Below are 15,637 nucleotides of genomic sequence, written 5' to 3'. Positions count from 1 at the left end.
CCTACACTCCTCGCGTGGCCAAACCAAGTACCACACCCACGTCAGCACGGTTGGGCAAGTAGAGCGTGTCGGGCACTTCCAGCCCCAGTCCTTCCACCGGATCAACGAGCTCCACCGGCAGACCCAGGCGTTGCCCTAAGAACTCAGGCAAAGTTGGCAAGGCAGAACCGGGGCCGGCTACGTAGAGCTTGGCGACTTCAATATCACTTTCTTGACTGAGATAGAAGTCTGCCGATCGCCGCACTTCGTCGCAGAGATCAGCCGCCGATCGCACTAGACCTTGCGAGAGGAGATCGGCTGGCGGCTCGAGTAGCGAGAGTGCTTGTCCCTGTAGAAAATCAAGGCCGCGGCCGATATTTTCAAGACCTGCTTGGGCGGCCGCACGTTGCCATTGCTGGGTTCCCATGGCGATTGTGCGGCTGAAGCGAGGCACCCCGCCAACGATGATCACAATCTCGGTGAGGTCATATTCGATATTAAGGAGGATGACGGCTTCTTGAAGACCGTACTGCCGCAGGGATTCGCGAATGGTGCGAATGAGTGCGAAGCTCCCAACTTCCACGATGTCGGGCGTTAGACCCGCTTGGGCAAAGAGATCGAGATAGGTGTCGGTAACTTGTCGCCGGGTCGCCACCAGCAAGACATGCAGCTTTTCGACCTCATCAATATCGAGGAAGTAATCCAGTTTGAGGTAGTCAATATCAGCTTCTTCACGGGGGAAGGGCAGAAACAGCGCTGCTTCTTGATTGAGCAATGTCTCGTGCAACTCCGCATCATCCAGCTCAGCTGGCATCGGCAGCAGCCGCGTGATCACCTCACGCCCGGGGACTGCCGTAGAAACCTTTTTGGTTTTAATGCGGTTGTCACTGATAGCAGTGCGGAGTAAATCGGACAAGCTAAAGCTGTCAATGACTCGCCCGTCTTGGAACAAACCATCGGGCAAGTCGACCGAAACAAAATCCTGCAGCAGCAACCGGTTCCCCTTGCGGCCGATATGGGCAAGGTTGATCCGCTCTGGGGTGATCTCCACCCCAAGGCGAGATTTATCCCCACCAAGAAACTTAGAAAATATGCCGACCACGAGAGGCGCCTTTTTTGTGCACAGAGAGTCAAAGCACCTGAATGGTAGCCAATGGTTTGCTAAAAAACTAGGCGCCTGAGCGATCGCTTTCCCTGATACCTCAAGTCATCAAGTCAAGGGGCCGCGATCGCGCCCAACCCACTGTCTGAGATCTTTAATTCAAGTCCTCAAGACGGATGCGGGGATCGACCCAGCGCAGGAGGAGATCCGCCAGCAGATTGCCCAGAATCAGCATGACGGCACCCATCATCAGACTGGCCATCACAAGGTAGAGATCCTGCGCGAAGACGGCTTGCAGAATGAGTCGCCCCAAGCCTGGCCAATTGAAAAAGTACTCGGCAATAAAGGCACCACTTAACAGCGTGGCGAACTCGAAACCCAACAGCGTGATCAAGGGATTGATCGCATTGCGGAGTGCGTGGACATAGATGACCCGCTGTTCAGGCAAACCTTTGGCGCGGGCAGTGCGGATATAGTCTTGACGCAAAACGTCCAGCATCTCGCCCCGACTAATGCGCTGCAGACTGGCAAACCCCGAGAGCGTGAGGGCCGTCACCGGCAGGATCAGATGGCGGCCAAGGTCTGCGACTTTCTGTAGTGGCGACAAGTCTTCAAAATTGAGACTGGTCATTCCGCCGATTGGCAAGAATGGCGAGAGGAACTGCGCCAGAAACAGGAGCAGCAGTGCCGTGATAAAGCTAGGGGTGCCTTGGCCGAGGTAGCTGACCAGTTGGAGAATGCGATCGCTCCGCTGATTTTGAGCAACAGCAGCCTGAATCCCCAAAGGCAGCGCGATTGCCCAAGTGGTGATCAGTGAGCAGATCGCCAATAACAGGGTGTTGGGCACGCGCTCCCAGAGCAGGTCAGCCACGGGTCGCTGATAGACAAAGCTGCTGCCAAAGTTGCCGTAGCGCACTACCTGCCAAAGCCAGCGTCCATATTGCTCCAGCCAAGGACGATCGAGACCAAATTGCTGGCGGAGTTCTTCGATGCGTTCGGCGGAAAGCTGCGGATTTTGTTGCAGGTTACTGAGGTAGTCGCCAGGGGCTAGCTGAATCAGGCAAAAACTGAGGAATGAAGCCAACAGCAGCGTCAGCAGGGCTTGGAGGAGCCGTTGCAGCAGAAACCGGACCGTAGCGCGGCGACCCATGCGTTAGTCGTAGCTGACGAGGCTAATGATTGGCACATCGGGTAGGCGATCGCGGCCATTCAGTCCTTCGAGTTCGATCACAAAGGCGAAGCCTGCCAGGGTCGCGCCGCAGCGATCGATCAAACTAGCCGTTGCACCTGCTGTTCCTCCGGTGGCGATCAAGTCATCAACGACGACAACCCGTTCACCGGGAACCAAAGCATCTTGGTGAATTTCAAGGCAATCGCTGCCGTATTCCAGCTCGTACTCAACGCTGTGGGTATCAGCGGGTAACTTGCCGGGTTTGCGAACCGGTACAAAACCCAGGCCTAGTTGGTAGGCCAGAGGTGCGCCGAGAATAAAGCCCCGTGACTCAATACCGACGATCGCTGTGGGTTGCAATGGCTCAATCAGTTCCGTCAGGCGATCGATGCTGTAGCGCCAGCCTTGAGGATCTTTGAGAACTGTTGTGTAGTCGCGGAATAGGATGCCGGGCTTAGGAAAATCTGGAATTTCCCGAATCAGGGTTTTGAGATCCATGCAGAGGTGGCGCCAACATTCCCCAGCATTGTGGCATTTGCTACTCGCGGGATGGCAACCCTAGAAGTGTTAAATTGAAACACTGTCTGCCCGCAAACCCGTTTCTGGTGCTGGTACCATCGGCAGCGAAGAGCGATCGCGGTGCGGGCGCTCAAGGCTCGATGGATTGCATGAACGCCTCTGCCAGTATTTCTCCAACACCTGTACCAGCCGAAGCAAGTTTGCCTGCCGCCTTGCTCCAGCTGCCCACCCTCACAGGGATCCCCGAAGACTGCCCCCGTCGAGCCCGGCAGCACCTCGACCTTTTGCTCCTCGCCCTCGAAGCGCTCGATCTGGGGGCACCCGAAGCGATTCTCTGGGTGAGCCGTGAACTGGGACTAGAGTCTGTTCTGCGCGATCGCGTTCAGGTTTGGCGGCTGCGCAGCACGAATCCTCTTCGTCGCCTGACGCAGCGTCAGTCTCTCAGTCAGGCCGAGACGCAGGCGATCGCTGTCTTAATCAGCAACTTGGCCCAGCGTCTAACGGTGCCGATTCGCCAAATCCTGCTGACTCGCAGTCAGATTGATCAGCAAGGCGGTGACTACCGGAGCGATCCGTTAATTGCCTTCTACCTCGATCGCTTCCGATCCCACTTCAAAGCTCGAATGAATCCCAAACGAGCGGCAGTGATTAGTTTGGCCGAGGGTGATGGCTTCGACCAATTGGCCCTGAGCTTGATAGAGCAACTGCTGTTCTGTACCGGTGTTGCAGGCGCCAAGCGTCTGTGGGCCAGCTTATTCGACGGAGAGGTCTAGCCAGCGATGCAACTTCAGCGGCTCTATCAATTGCCCAATTGCAGTTTGCTGGTGCAAGGTCTCTCGGACGCCAGCTTAGGCAATAGTCAGTGTTTGACGATTGTGACGCGGGTGGAATGTGGCTTTCCCGGTCTTCAACCTGCTTTGCGTGGGGGAAAAGATTTCTTGGTCCAACTGACAGCGGTTGTCAGTGCCTATGCCCAAGGCATGATCAGCGGTTTGCCGCGGCCGCAAAGTGCTATCAGCCGTGAGCTCGTGCAGTTGCGATCACTCGCTCGCGATCGCCATCAACTGATCAGTACGGAGAACGGTGGACAGGTCGTTTTAGAGCTCAACAGCCTGCAGCTGTTTGATCTACTGGATGCGATTGATCAGTTGGTAGCTGACCCCTTAGCTCTGCCCGATCTGCAGGTCAGCTTCGCCCCGCTGCCCCGTCGTCATGTCCCGCCGTTAGTGCCCTTGCCGCAAAGGGCTGCAGCGCCCGCTATGGGTTTGGCAGGGCTCGCGATCGCGGCGGCAGCCTTCTTTGCGTTGCCGATTCCTGAAATCAAGCCGCCCAAAGAAAACCTGCCGCAGACAGAACAGACCGCAGAGACCCCAAACAACAATCCACCAGCAACGACAACGCCCCCGGCCGACAGTCCTGAAATTACGGACACAGCCGCTTTAGAGGCAGCAGTTCGTGCCAGTCGTGCGGCGATCGCTACCGCTTGGGATAACAACCCGCAGTACGAACCCAGCCGCACCGAGGAGTACCGCGTCAGCGCGACTGCAACGGGACAAATCGTGGGCTACCGCACGGAAGATAGCCAAGCGAACATTCAGCAAACACCCTTAGCGTCCCTGCTGAAACCCTTGCCAGCCGGCGATCGCCAGCCTTTAGCAGATCTGCGCGTTGTCTTCGAGCCCAGCCCTAATGGTGGCAGCCTAGAGGTCAGTCCTTGGGATGGCTACTAATGACCTACCTGAACAGGTAGCACCATCCTTAGGACCAGAAATGGCAAGCAACCCTGCTACGGTGAAAAGCTGTAGCACTTCACCCAGCGAATAGAGGACGGCGTGAACTTTCAATCCGTCATTGCCACGCTCAACCAATTTTGGGCCGATCGCGGTTGCCTGATTGCCCAGCCCTACGACACCGAAAAAGGGGCTGGGACGATGAATCCGCATACCTTTCTGCGAGCGATCGGGCCAGAACCATGGGCTGTAGCTTATGTGGAGCCCTGTCGTCGTCCCACCGATGGCCGCTATGGTGAAAACCCCAACCGCTATCAGCACTACTACCAGTACCAAGTGCTGATCAAGCCGTCGCCGGAAGGCATTCAAGAGACCTATTTGGATTCGCTGCGGGCCTTGGGCATTCACCCTGAAGAGCACGATATTCGCTTTGTCGAAGACAACTGGGAGTCGCCAACGCTCGGGGCCTGGGGGGTTGGCTGGGAAGTTTGGCTGGATGGTATGGAGGTGACTCAGTTCACCTACTTCCAGCAGTGTGGTGGCATCGACTGTCGGCCTGTATCGATCGAGATCACCTACGGGCTGGAACGGCTGGCAATGTATTTGCAAAACGTCGAAGCCTTCACCGAAATCCAGTGGACTGATCACCTCAGCTATGGCGATGTCCATCTCCAGGGTGAGATCGAGCAATGCACCTATAATTTCGAAGCCTCGACCCCAGAACTCCTGTTCCAGTTGTTTGGGCTCTATGAGCAAGAAGCGACCCAACTGATTGAGAAGGGGCTGGTGCAACCGAGCTTGGACTACGTGCTCAAGTGCTCCCACAGCTTTAACCTGCTGGATGCTCGCGGTCTGATCTCCGTGACCGAGCGCACCCGCTACATCGGCCGGATTCGTAACATGGCCCGACAAGTGGCCAAGCAGTACCTTGAGCAGCGGGAACAGTTGGGCTTCCCCCTGCTGCAAAAAGTCACCGCATAGGCAGGCGATCGCAACTCTTTGCACTGGACTGGGCTTCCTAAGCAACAGCGTTTGTGGATGGATTCATGGCGCCCACGGCAGTCTATCTCTGCTGTGCTTTCGCGATCGCGGGTTTCTTCCTCGCCAGTCAGTCACCATTGCCGGTTGGCTGGGTCTTTGCCGGCCTAGTCTGGGCAGCAATCGCGATCGCAGGCTATCCGCTTTTACCGCGATCGGGGCAGCGACGGTTCTCGTTCCGCATCTGGCTTTGGGCGGCGATCGCGCTTTACGCCGCCGGCTTTTGGTTTTACCTACGCTTACCGACACCGAGTGCAACAGACATCAGCCGCTGGGCTGATCAAGGGTCAGGCGTTTTAGTCGGAACTATCAGCGATCGCCCCCGCCTGCAAGCCCAAGGCCAATCCTTCACACTGACGGCCCAAACTTGGTCGCCCAATCCTTCTGAAACAGCCCTGAAACTCCCTCCAAGTCAGGGACTTCAAGGGCAGGTCGCAGTTCGCTTAACTGCCGTGGCAGAGGGGCTACAGCCCGGGCAAACAGTTGTTCTCGAAGGAGAGCTGCGATCGCTGCAAGCGCCACGCAATCCTGCTGGTTTCGATCGCCAGCGCTACCTGCAGCGCCAATCAATTTTCAGTGAATTTCGAGGACAACTACTCAAGGAAGACAATCCGCCGCTCTGGAGCCTCGAGCCGGTGCGTCGCCGCATCTTGGCTGCCTTCCGACAAGGCTTAGGTTCCGATCAAGGTTCAGCCCTAGCCGCCCTGAGCTTTGGCAATGGCTTAGCCCGACTCCCGGGGACGCTCCCCGAAGATTTCCTGCGCTGTGGCTTGGCCCATGCGACGGCTGCCTCCGGCTTTCAGGTTGCCTTGCTGCTGGGGTTGACCCTAGCTTGCTGCCGTAGCCTCTCGCCTCGTTGGCAAGCCGCGATCGGCACTCTCACCCTGATTAGTTTTCTGGGTATTGCGGGCAGTTCTGCATCGCTGTTGCGGGCGTTCCTGATGGGCGAAGTCCAGCTCTGGGCACTGCTACGCCAGCGATCGCCCCAGACGCTCCCGACCCTGCTTTTGGTGGCAACTGCGCTGCTGCTCTGGCAACCGCTCTGGATTGAAGACCTAGGCTTTCAGTTCAGCTTTTTGGCAACCTTGGGGCTAGTCGTCAGTGTGCAACCGATTACCGATCGCTTGGACTGGCTACCGCCTCGACTGGCGGTCCTGATTGCCGTGCCACTAGCTGCCACAATCTGGACGCTACCGCTGCAACTGCACGCCTTTGGCACCCTCTCTCCCTACGCAATTCCGGCCAATGTGCTGGTGACACCACTCTTAGCAATTTTGGGGATTGGTGGCGTTTGGGCTGGTCTACTCTCGCTGGTTTGGCTGCCCCTTGGGAGTGTTGCAGCTTGGCTGCTTGGTGCACCACTCTGGCTCCTGATCAGCATCGTGAGTGCGATCGCCAATCTACCCGGAGCAACTTGGGCAACTGGACAGATTGCGATGGTCGTCGTGCTGCTCTGCTATCTCAGCTATGCGCTGCTGCTGACTTGGCCCCGACTGCGCCGCCGTTGGCGATCGCTGGCAGTGGCGTTGATTGCGATCGTCTTGCTGCCAGGACTGGCCCAAGCAGCGACCCAGCAGGAAATTCTGTTTTTGAGCAGTGATGGGCCGCTCGCTGTTGTGCGCGATCGCGGTCAGGTGGGCTTGGTCTGTGGAGCCAGCGATCGCAGCTTACGTTGGGATCTCCAGCCTTACCTAGAACAACAGGGCATCAATCAACTGGACTGGGTCCTGCAGCTCAGCGATCGCTGTACCGTTCAGGATCAATGGCCGATTCGCCAAATTTTCAGTTCGCAAAGTCTGCAACCGGGACAAGCAATTCAGTGGCCCAACCTGAAATTACAGTGGCTCAGCCGTACGCCGAATCTCTGGCAACTGAGCTGGCAGGGCGAGCAGTGGCTCTGGCTGTTTCAACGCGGTAGCGATCGTTGGAGCCTGCGCGATCTGCCTCCATTACCCTCCCAAGCTTGGCTCTGGTCAGAAAGCGATCGCCTCCCTCGGGGCTGGCTACCGTCAATTCAAATCAAAGGATGGATCAGTGGCAGTACGGCTCCCACCAGTCTGCAATCCAGTGACGCCAGCACGCGACAACCCGATGGCCGCACTCGCCATCAAGCCTGGCGCTGGACTCCCAATGGCTCCCTACAATCCGCGATCGCTCAAACTTCTCGCCCGGGATTGCTTTGATTCCGTCGAGGTTGGGTTGTAAGATGGCTAAACACCTGGAGAGGTGGCAGAGTGGTCGAATGCGCCTCACTCGAAATGAGGTTCGGGGTAACAGCCGACGTGGGTTCGAATCCCACCCTCTCCGTTTTTTAATCCAGTAGCGATCGCTAGCTTCTGCTAACTGCTTTGCTAGCTAGACGTTGGTTGATTATTTAGTGATCGCTTCATCAACGACAGCTTGCTGCTGAACGATGCAATGCATGCCGCCACCACCGGCGTTGATGTTTTCTGGGTTGATCATCACGATCTTCTTGTTAGGAAAGACTGACTCAAAGACAGCTAGAGCAGCTTGGTCTTTTTGCTGATATTCCAAATCACGACCCGGCTGCCAGTAGCTAGGAATAATCACAACATCATTGGCGATGACAAAGTTCAGATAGCTAGCGGCCAAAATTGTTTTGATCTGATCATCATCTTGAATCACGGTGCTATCTTCAAACGTGAGTTCTTGCAGAGCCTGAAAGATGGAATCTTTTTGAGTCATGGTCACGTGAATGGGCTTAGCCGCAGGAATCCGAACGATTCGAAAGGGCTTTCCATCCTGATCGGTCGCAGCTTGCAGAATTTTCAAATTCTCCTCCAGCCGCTGATAGTTGATTGCAGCCAGGGGATCAGTCGCTCGTTCTTCTGCAGTTACTTCCGCCAATAAAATCGTATTGGGATCAACGAAACGCGCATATTCATCAATATGGCCACCGGTCGCTAATACTGTCAGACTCCCATCTGGCAACTTACCACGATAGGACAGTTCGTCATCGATGACACCTTCCTTCAGCCAAATCACTTTTTTAAGATTAAAGACCCGTTTTAGTTCCGTCTCAATCTCTTGTTTAGTTAGACCAGGATTGCGCTGTAGCTCGACCGCTTCTGTCAGCATCAATGTGCCTTTGCCATTAAATTCTCGATTGCCGCCCTCACTAATTAAGCTCGAGCGAAGAATGGGCAAATCAAGATCGCCAGCCACCTTGCGATCGACCTGTTCATCAGTCATCGCTACTGGATCAGTGGCAGCAAGATAACTCCAAGCATTGAAGCCAAAATCAACAACTTGAGTTTGATTCGTATTCACTGCAAAAATCGGGCCCATATCGCGAATCCAAAGGTCCTCGTGAGGAACCACGTGATAGCGAACTTGGCTAGCTGGAATCCCTGCTGTTTTGAGCCAACCATTCACGATCGCTTCTTCTTCAGATTCATTCAATAGAAAATCAATTTTGACTGTTGGTGCGATCGCTTTGACCATCGCTTCCTGCACTACCTGAGATGGATAACCCTCCCGATTTTCATAGGTTGGATAAGCCATCCAGATTGAGGCGATCGGTTCAAACTCAGCCGGCATCCGAAACGTCTTTGCTTGGCTGAGTGCTTGCCGGTAAGCAGGGCTAGTTTCTGTGACAGCATTTCCCCAAGTTGGGCGATCGCCTAGTGGTAACTTTGCTTTAACAGGGTTGCTGAACACTAGTGCGATCGCGAGCGAACAAGCCATCAAAACATAGCCCCAAGAGTATTTGAGGAACCGGCTCAACTTCTGATTCATGCGCCGCGATCGCCTCTTTAATTTGCCTGAACAGTGACACAACTGTTCACTTCAGAGTGCAAGTACTAGGGCTGAGTCAGAGGGACTATTCAGGTTCTCTTTAGCTTGCGATTCAAAGCCAGCTAGCACTGATCGCGAAAGTGATTGAGACCAAAAGCGGCTAGACGGGCAGATCCGTAGGCCGCTTCGGTGTTTGGGGCGATCGCAATGGGAACGCCGATCATCTGCTGACGAAGTTGTTGCCAAACAGGATTTTGGGCGCCGCCGCCCGCTGTCCAAATCCGTCGAAGTGGCGTTGTACCCAAGTTCTTTAAGCGCTGATAGCCCAAAGCTTCAACCCGCGTGAGTCCTTCGAGCAGTCCGTGTAAAAACTGCACTGGATGAGCAGGACGGGGTTCTAAGTGAGGCTGGCGATCGGGATCTGCGATCGGGAACCGTTCGCCTTTGCTCGGTAGCGGATAGTAATTAAGTCCACTCGCTTGGGTGGGGTCGATTTGTTGGCTAAGGTCCGCCAGCTCCGCATCAGTAAAAAACTGTCGTAGGGTCACGCCACCGCAATTGGAAGCGCCACCGGTCAGCCAGAGATCACCGAGTTTATGGCTGTATACACCGGTCTGGCGATCGCTGACTGCCACCTGACTCAGCAATTTCAGAACGATCGTAGAGCCGAGAGAAGTCACGGCTTCACCAGGTTGTTGCGCCCCACTGGCCAGAAAAGCGGCAATGCTATCAGTTGTGCCCGCGCAAATCTGACAGTCTGACGGAAAGCCTAGGTTTTTGGCGATCGCCGGCAAAATTGAACCGATCGCAACTCCTGGTTCATGGACAACCGGTAAGAGCGAGCCTAGCTCTGAATCCAGCAAAGTCTCACTGAAGCGATCGCGATCGGGCAAGTAGCCCAGCTTCAGGGCGTTGTGATAATCGCTTTGCTGGCTGCGGCCATGCAGCTGCATCGCCAGCCAATCTGCCTGCGACAGGATTTGCCAGTCTCTCGGCAAAGCACCCAACTGGTGCTGCCAAAAAACTAGTTTCGCCAGCGAAGAGCTCGAATTGAGCGCGGCATGATCTGCTGGTACCCAGTCCGCCAGCTCCACCAGATCAATCGGGCAGGCTTGGTTGTAGAGCAATGGATCGGTTTGGGGCTGACCAGCACGATCGCAGAGCAATACTGTCCCTGATGTGCCATCGATCGCAATTCGTTCAATCCGCGATCGCCAGTCAGCGGGAATGCCAATGAGCAGTTGCCACAGAGCCTCGCGCCAAACGGTTGGCCAGTCTTGGCTGTTCTGCGGAAATGCTACTGACGCAGAAACCGAGCGATCGCAGCCAAAGTCGCAGGCGATCGCTCGGGCTCCAGAGGTACCGAAGTCGAGGCCAAGGGCAACGACCACGGCGACCCGTCCTAGGCTTGGGTGGTAGCGAGAGCTTCTTGACGCAGCGTCTCGGCTTTATCCGTCTGCTCCCAAGGCAAGTCGAGATCGGTCCGGCCAAAATGGCCGTAGGCTGCAACTTCTTGGTAGAAGCGACCACCGCGCTCACCGGGCAACCGTTGCAGGTTGAAATGCTCGATGATGCCAGCGGGGCGCAGTTCAAAATGCTTGCGCACAAGGTCAAGCAGCACTTCGTCAGCGACTTTGCCGGTGCCGAAGGTCTCAACAAGCACGCTGACCGGACGAGCCACCCCGATCGCATAGCTCAGCTGGACTTCGCATTTTTCAGCCAAGCCAGCGGCCACAATATTTTTGGCGACGTAGCGGCAGGCATAAGCCGCGCTGCGGTCAACTTTGGTGGGATCTTTACCCGAGAAGGCACCACCACCGTGGCGAGAGTAGCCGCCGTAGGTGTCGACGATGATCTTGCGACCGGTTAGACCAGCATCCCCTTGAGGACCACCGATCACGAACTTGCCGGTGGGGTTGACCAAGAAACGAGTCGCACTATCGGGCTGAATCGTCAGATCGCCAAAGACGGGTAGGACCACTTTTTCCCACAGATCGCCTTTGATGCGCTCTTGGACTGCGCCCTCTTCACTGATGCCATCGATCGTGGCTTGGTGCTGAGTCGAGATCAGGATGGTGTCGATCGCAACCGGTTTGCCGTCTTCGTAGGCGATCGTGACTTGGGTTTTGCCGTCCGGCCGCAAATAATCGAGCTGCCCATTGTGACGGACGGTTGCCAGCTGCCGCGCTAGGCGGTGCGACAAGCTGATCGGCAGCGGCATCAGTTCCGGCGTTTCGTTGCAGGCATAGCCGAACATAATGCCTTGGTCGCCCGCACCAATGCTGTCAAAGCGCTCTTCGCTCGAAGCTTGGCGCTGTTCTTGAGCGGTATCAACACCTTGGGCAATATCCGGCGACTGCTTATCCAGGGCAATCAGCACCGTACAGTTGTGAGCGCCAAAGCCGCTGTCTTCACCGGTGTAGCCAATCTCCGCAATTTTGCGACGGGCCAGATCGATGAGGTTGGTTTGGGCTTGCGTAGAAACTTCGCCGGTAATTAACACCAAACCCGTGTTAACCACCACCTCTGCAGCAACGCGACTACCGGGATCCTCAGTCAGCAAAGCATCGAGAATCGTGTCTGAAATTTGGTCGCAAATTTTGTCAGGATGACCCTCGGTCACCGATTCCGAGGTGAACAGATATCGACGAGTCAACGACGGATCCTCTTACCGAAAAAGCTTGCCCAACAACCAAGGGCTAAAGCAGTCTAGCGCGGGGCTGCCCCCCTTGAGGATCATCTGAGCGACAATTTAGAGCCTTGCATTGAGCGCAGCCACATACGCCTGTACCTGTAAATCAATGCCTGTAATTGCTGTTCCAACCACTACCGCAAAGGCACCGCGATCACAGGCTTGGCGGGCCGCTTGAGCACTGGCAATTCCGCCCTCGCAGATCATGGGTGTGTTCGGAAGTTGCTGGACAGCTGCCGCTAGTAAATCCCAGCCCGGCGGTGTTTGTCCCTGTGTTGCTTCCGTATATCCATAGAGCGTCGTGCCAATGAGATCGGCTCCGGCTTCGGCAGCCGCGATCGCTGCTTCCATTGTGTCAACATCCGCCATCACGAGGCGGCCCAGTTCCTGCTGAATGCGTGGAATGATTTGGCGGAAATCTTCGCCGTCCGGACGGGGGCGCAGAGTGCAGTCCAAGGCAATGATGTCAGCTCCGGCAGCTGCGATCGCTTCGGCTTCGGCGTAGCGTGGCGTGATGTAGACCGGACTCTCAGGAAAGGTGCGCTTCCACAGGCCAATGATCGGCGTGTCGGGTAGACGATCGCGGACGGCTCGCACATGTTCGGGTGTATCCAAGCGAATGCCGATGGCTCCTCTCTGCACTGCTGCAGCGGCGATCGCAGCAATGATCTCCGGCTGATGCAGGGGTGAATCAGCGGGCGCCTGACAGGAAACAATTAGACCACCCTGCAGGCTGCGAAGTTGTTGCTGTCGATCCATCTCAGCTCAGACTGAAGCGTTGCTTTCGCATTATCGCGGGCTGAGTTGATGCTCTTCAGAGATGCTGAGTTTTTCTGCAAAACATTAAGAATGTTCAGCGGAGTGTTCATGCCTCGCCCAAGATAGGGCTGTCTGACTAGATTGAACTTGGAAAGCGATCGCCCATGAAATGGCTTCTCACCGCTTTGGTTGTTGCGGGCACCGTGACCCCAGCGTGGGCCAATCCGCCGGCCAGTCCATTGACCTGCGCACCGGTTAGTACTACTGACGTCACCGCGCTGTTTGATCGCTGGAACCAATCGCTAGCAACCCTTGATCCTGCTGCTGTTGCCCGCAACTACGCTCCCAATGCCGTTCTCTTGGCAACCGTTGCTAACGAACCGAAGACGAGTCCAGAGACAATTCAGGCGTATTTTGTTGAGTTCTTGAAGCTACGTCCTCAAGGTCAGATCAATCAGCGGACTGTCAAGCTGGGTTGCAATATCGCTTTTGATGTCGGCACCTATACCTTCAGCCTGACGGGTGCGGATGGCAAACCTCAGACAGTGCAAGCACGCTACACCTACATCTACGAACGTCAAGACGATGGGAAGTGGCTGATTGTTCACCATCATTCTTCGAAGATGCCAGATACTGCAGCATCCCAGAAATAACCTAGTGACCAGCGGCAGTGATCGCCCCCGACAAAACAAGGGGCTTGCGCCCCTTATCAGAATTGAGTTTGCCCTAGTAGCGATCGCGCTGCGCCTGCGGATACGGATAGACCTCAAAGTTTGAGGGATCGTAGAGGAAGCGAATCACTTGTTCTTCGAGCCGGTGCAGCCAAAAAGCTTCAAGGCTGCCGTTTTGCCGCAGCGCTGCCAGATAGCCTTCGATGTAGAGGCGAATGTCATCAGGTCGATAACCGCGTTCCCACAGCTGCACCATGGCATCGGTCAGTCGCTGATAGTGGCGAACGGTATCTGTATCCTGCAACATTGTGCTCCTCTCTGCACCGTCAATGGAGTAGCGAACCTTGAGTGGTCGGGCCTCTCATCTTTTCTTGAGCTTGCCAAAGACTAGGGGCTCAGATTTGGAAGAAGAGGTTAAAGATTGCTTCTCGATCATAGACAGCTTCGACCGCGATCGCGGTTCCTAAGAAGACAAGCCATTTCTGGAAACTAGCCCGTAAAGGCGAATACAGAAGCAACGAGTGCGAACTTGTTACTGTAATTTGACGATTCACAAGGGATCGATCAATGTGACGGCAGCGATCGTCCATGTCATTGAAGGTAATCCCCAGCTGCGATCGCTGTTGCGCTGGCATCTGAGTCAGTTGGGGCTCGAAGTAGCGCTAGCAGCGGGTCTGAGCGAAGCGCGTCAACTGCTGCGATCGCAATGTCCAAACTTGATTGTGCTGGCTATTGATCTGCCAGATGGTAGTGGCCTGGAGTATTGTCGTTGGCTACAGGCCCAAGATTTCGACGCCTTGATCTTGATGATTTCGGCGCGATCCGGTGAAGCGGATGTAGTGGCTGGGCTACAAGCCGGTGCGGATGACTATCTCAAGAAGCCCTTTGGCTTGCAGGAATTTCTGGCACGGGTTCAAGCCCTATTACGCCGTCAGCGCCCTCAGCCCGTCAGTCGGCTGGAGTTTGGAGAGCTGGTTGTCGATTTGGTGCAGCGCCGCGTCGAGCATCGTGGTCGTGCGATCGATCTGACCCCGCAGGAATTCAGCTTGCTTTACGTCTTGGTGCAAGCGCAAGGCCAGCCCCTCAGTCGCTCAGATTTGTTGCGGCGTGCTTGGCCAAATGCGATCGATAACCCCCGCACGGTGGATACACACATCCTGTCGCTGCGCAAAAAACTCGAACAAAACCCTCAAGCGCCCCAACTGCTGCAAACCGTACGTAATGTTGGCTATCGCTTTGCCCCGGATCTTGCGCCGACCCGTCTTGCAGTCTCTTGAAGCGCTGCTTTGGCACCAGTGCCCATTGATAAACGATCGCCAAACCCGCTTACCTGGGGCACCCTGTAAAAATCTTCCTCAGAGAAAAAGGTGATGGTCTCCCCACTTCCCGTTGGCCGCGATCGCCCATTTGAGCCGAGTCTGTACCTTGAGCGAGGCTGGCAGCTGTTTCGCCAGAACTGGCAGCTCTATGTGCCTTTTGGTCTGGTGCTGTTTGCCTTTGGTTTCATTTTGGGCATGGCCTCAAGCCTGCTCCAGATCGCTGCTTGTTTAACGATCGTGGCCTCAGTGGATGAGTGCCCAGAGTGGGTGCCTCAACTGGTTGATCTGCCCTTCAATCTGATCTCCTGGCTGGTGGGAACGCCCTTGGGTGCAGGACCTATGGTTGCTGCCCTCCTGCAGCTTCAGCACCAAACCCCGGAGTTCAGTGATTTCTTCAAGGGCTTTCGGCGCTTTTGGCCCTTGGTCCTGACCAGCTTTTTAATCGGCTTCATTATCTTTATCGTCGTCTTCGTGATCGCGCTCGTGTTCGGGGCAGTCGCCTTTTTGCTCAATCAAGCTGGAACGCCAGTAGAAGGATTGGTGGGCATTGCGATCGTGGGTGTTTTGCTGGCGATCGCGGCTGCGACCTATATCGGCGTGAGCTATTTGTTCGTGACCCCGATCGTCCTCGATCGCCAGATTAGTGTGTTCAATGCGTTGGAGCTGAGCCGTCAAGTCATTGCCCCGCGTTGGTGGTCTGCCTTTGGCTTTCTAGTTTTGCTCAGTGCCATCAATGTCCTTGGTTTTCTCGCTTGCTGTGTGGGCCTGCTGGTCACGATTCCTGTGACGCTTTGCGCGATCGCGGTCGCCTATTCCGATCAGGTTGGCTTGGAGTCTGCATCTGCAGAGGTTTAGCGAACTGCTTTCTTAGAATGAGAAAGCTGACTTCTATTGCGAT

At 55.6% G+C, this 15,637-nt stretch carries 15 protein-coding genes and 1 tRNA gene; 8 read left to right on the top strand and 8 right to left on the bottom strand.

Going from position 1 to position 15,637, the window contains the following annotated elements:
• Window position 1 precedes the first annotated feature (1 nt).
• The 3 genes from pilM to DOP62_RS08350 all read right to left on the bottom strand — a co-directional run bounded on the left by pilM (window position 2) and on the right by DOP62_RS08350 (window position 2,750).
• Entirely contained in the window at window positions 2-1,081 is a 1,080-nt protein-coding gene (gene pilM / locus DOP62_RS08360) for a type IV pilus biogenesis protein PilM (RefSeq protein WP_338437778.1), read from the bottom strand.
• 154 nt (window positions 1,082-1,235) lie between these two features.
• Window positions 1,236-2,231 carry an ABC transporter permease gene (locus DOP62_RS08355; RefSeq protein WP_208675658.1) on the bottom strand — a complete coding sequence of 332 codons (996 nt, stop codon included), beginning with the start codon at window positions 2,229-2,231 and terminating at the stop codon, window positions 1,236-1,238.
• Between the two features lie 3 nt (window positions 2,232-2,234).
• Window positions 2,235-2,750 carry an adenine phosphoribosyltransferase gene (locus DOP62_RS08350; RefSeq protein ID WP_208675659.1) on the bottom strand — a complete coding sequence of 172 codons (516 nt, stop codon included), beginning with the start codon at window positions 2,748-2,750 and terminating at the stop codon, window positions 2,235-2,237.
• A 107-nt stretch (window positions 2,751-2,857) separates the two neighbouring features.
• Here DOP62_RS08350 and DOP62_RS08345 point away from each other — a divergent pair, with 107 nt between their 5' ends.
• The 5 genes from DOP62_RS08345 (at window position 2,858) to DOP62_RS08325 (ending at window position 7,846) form a co-directional block, all read left to right on the top strand.
• Window positions 2,858-3,544, top strand: a complete 687-nt coding sequence (locus DOP62_RS08345) for a DUF3038 domain-containing protein (RefSeq protein WP_228383202.1) — start codon at window positions 2,858-2,860, stop codon at window positions 3,542-3,544.
• A 6-nt stretch (window positions 3,545-3,550) separates the two neighbouring features.
• Entirely contained in the window at window positions 3,551-4,501 is a 951-nt protein-coding gene (locus DOP62_RS08340) for a DUF4335 domain-containing protein (protein ID WP_208675660.1), read from the top strand.
• A 102-nt stretch (window positions 4,502-4,603) separates the two neighbouring features.
• On the top strand, window positions 4,604-5,482 hold the full coding sequence (glyQ, locus tag DOP62_RS08335) for a glycine--tRNA ligase subunit alpha (protein ID WP_208675661.1): 879 nt from the start codon (window positions 4,604-4,606) through the stop codon (window positions 5,480-5,482).
• Between the two features lie 65 nt (window positions 5,483-5,547).
• Window positions 5,548-7,722 carry a ComEC/Rec2 family competence protein gene (locus tag DOP62_RS08330; RefSeq protein WP_208675663.1) on the top strand — a complete coding sequence of 725 codons (2,175 nt, stop codon included), beginning with the start codon at window positions 5,548-5,550 and terminating at the stop codon, window positions 7,720-7,722.
• A gap of 37 nt (window positions 7,723-7,759) precedes the next feature.
• Window positions 7,760-7,846: transfer RNA gene (locus DOP62_RS08325), tRNA-Ser, on the top strand.
• Window positions 7,847-7,909: 63 nt separating this feature from the next.
• Here the strand turns inward: DOP62_RS08325 and DOP62_RS08320 are convergent.
• From DOP62_RS08320 to DOP62_RS08305, 4 genes are all read right to left on the bottom strand, one after another.
• Complete coding sequence (locus tag DOP62_RS08320; protein ID WP_208675666.1) at window positions 7,910-9,298, bottom strand: agmatine deiminase family protein; 1,389 nt, start codon at window positions 9,296-9,298, stop codon at window positions 7,910-7,912.
• A gap of 122 nt (window positions 9,299-9,420) precedes the next feature.
• The gene (locus DOP62_RS08315; protein ID WP_208675668.1) at window positions 9,421-10,689 is read right to left on the bottom strand and encodes an FGGY-family carbohydrate kinase; all 1,269 of its coding nucleotides are present in this window, start codon (window positions 10,687-10,689) and stop codon (window positions 9,421-9,423) included.
• Window positions 10,690-10,700: 11 nt separating this feature from the next.
• Window positions 10,701-11,954: a methionine adenosyltransferase gene (gene metK / locus DOP62_RS08310; RefSeq protein WP_208675669.1), complete on the bottom strand. Its 1,254-nt coding sequence runs from the start codon at window positions 11,952-11,954 to the stop codon at window positions 10,701-10,703.
• 96 nt (window positions 11,955-12,050) lie between these two features.
• A complete protein-coding gene (locus DOP62_RS08305; protein ID WP_208675671.1) occupies window positions 12,051-12,749 on the bottom strand; it encodes an N-acetylmannosamine-6-phosphate 2-epimerase in 699 nt (232 codons plus the stop codon).
• Window positions 12,750-12,913: 164 nt separating this feature from the next.
• On the opposite strand from DOP62_RS08305, the gene DOP62_RS08300 reads away from it, so the two are divergent.
• Window positions 12,914-13,402: an SgcJ/EcaC family oxidoreductase gene (locus DOP62_RS08300; protein WP_208675673.1), complete on the top strand. Its 489-nt coding sequence runs from the start codon at window positions 12,914-12,916 to the stop codon at window positions 13,400-13,402.
• Between the two features lie 73 nt (window positions 13,403-13,475).
• Here DOP62_RS08300 and DOP62_RS08295 read toward each other — a convergent pair whose 3' ends face one another.
• Window positions 13,476-13,727: a DUF6761 family protein gene (locus tag DOP62_RS08295; RefSeq protein ID WP_208675675.1), complete on the bottom strand. Its 252-nt coding sequence runs from the start codon at window positions 13,725-13,727 to the stop codon at window positions 13,476-13,478.
• 262 nt (window positions 13,728-13,989) lie between these two features.
• Between DOP62_RS08295 and DOP62_RS08290 the strand changes: the two genes are divergently transcribed.
• Complete coding sequence (locus DOP62_RS08290; protein ID WP_208676864.1) at window positions 13,990-14,697, top strand: response regulator transcription factor; 708 nt, start codon at window positions 13,990-13,992, stop codon at window positions 14,695-14,697.
• 93 nt (window positions 14,698-14,790) lie between these two features.
• Window positions 14,791-15,594 (top strand): hypothetical protein, encoded by an 804-nt coding sequence (locus tag DOP62_RS08285; protein ID WP_208675677.1) that lies wholly within the window; start codon window positions 14,791-14,793, stop codon window positions 15,592-15,594.
• Window positions 15,595-15,637 lie beyond the last annotated feature (43 nt).

It is taken from the genome of Synechococcus elongatus PCC 11801, from assembly GCF_003846445.2.
Classification (GTDB): Bacteria; Cyanobacteriota; Cyanobacteriia; order Synechococcales; family Synechococcaceae; genus Synechococcus; species Synechococcus elongatus_A.
This window is presented reverse-complemented; position numbering and strand designations above follow the sequence as displayed.

Coding starts and splice junctions, on each gene's coding strand:
- DOP62_RS08300 (WP_208675673.1), top strand. CDS start 12,914: ATGAAATGGCTTCTCACCGCTTTGGTTGTTGCGGGCACCGTGACCCCA.
- DOP62_RS08350 (WP_208675659.1), bottom strand. CDS start 2,750: ATGGATCTCAAAACCCTGATTCGGGAAATTCCAGATTTTCCTAAGCCC.
- DOP62_RS08285 (WP_208675677.1), top strand. CDS start 14,791: ATGGTCTCCCCACTTCCCGTTGGCCGCGATCGCCCATTTGAGCCGAGT.
- DOP62_RS08330 (WP_208675663.1), top strand. CDS start 5,548: ATGGCGCCCACGGCAGTCTATCTCTGCTGTGCTTTCGCGATCGCGGGT.
- DOP62_RS08305 (WP_208675671.1), bottom strand. CDS start 12,749: ATGGATCGACAGCAACAACTTCGCAGCCTGCAGGGTGGTCTAATTGTT.
- DOP62_RS08320 (WP_208675666.1), bottom strand. CDS start 9,298: ATGAATCAGAAGTTGAGCCGGTTCCTCAAATACTCTTGGGGCTATGTT.
- DOP62_RS08340 (WP_208675660.1), top strand. CDS start 3,551: ATGCAACTTCAGCGGCTCTATCAATTGCCCAATTGCAGTTTGCTGGTG.
- DOP62_RS08295 (WP_208675675.1), bottom strand. CDS start 13,727: ATGTTGCAGGATACAGATACCGTTCGCCACTATCAGCGACTGACCGAT.
- DOP62_RS08355 (WP_208675658.1), bottom strand. CDS start 2,231: ATGGGTCGCCGCGCTACGGTCCGGTTTCTGCTGCAACGGCTCCTCCAA.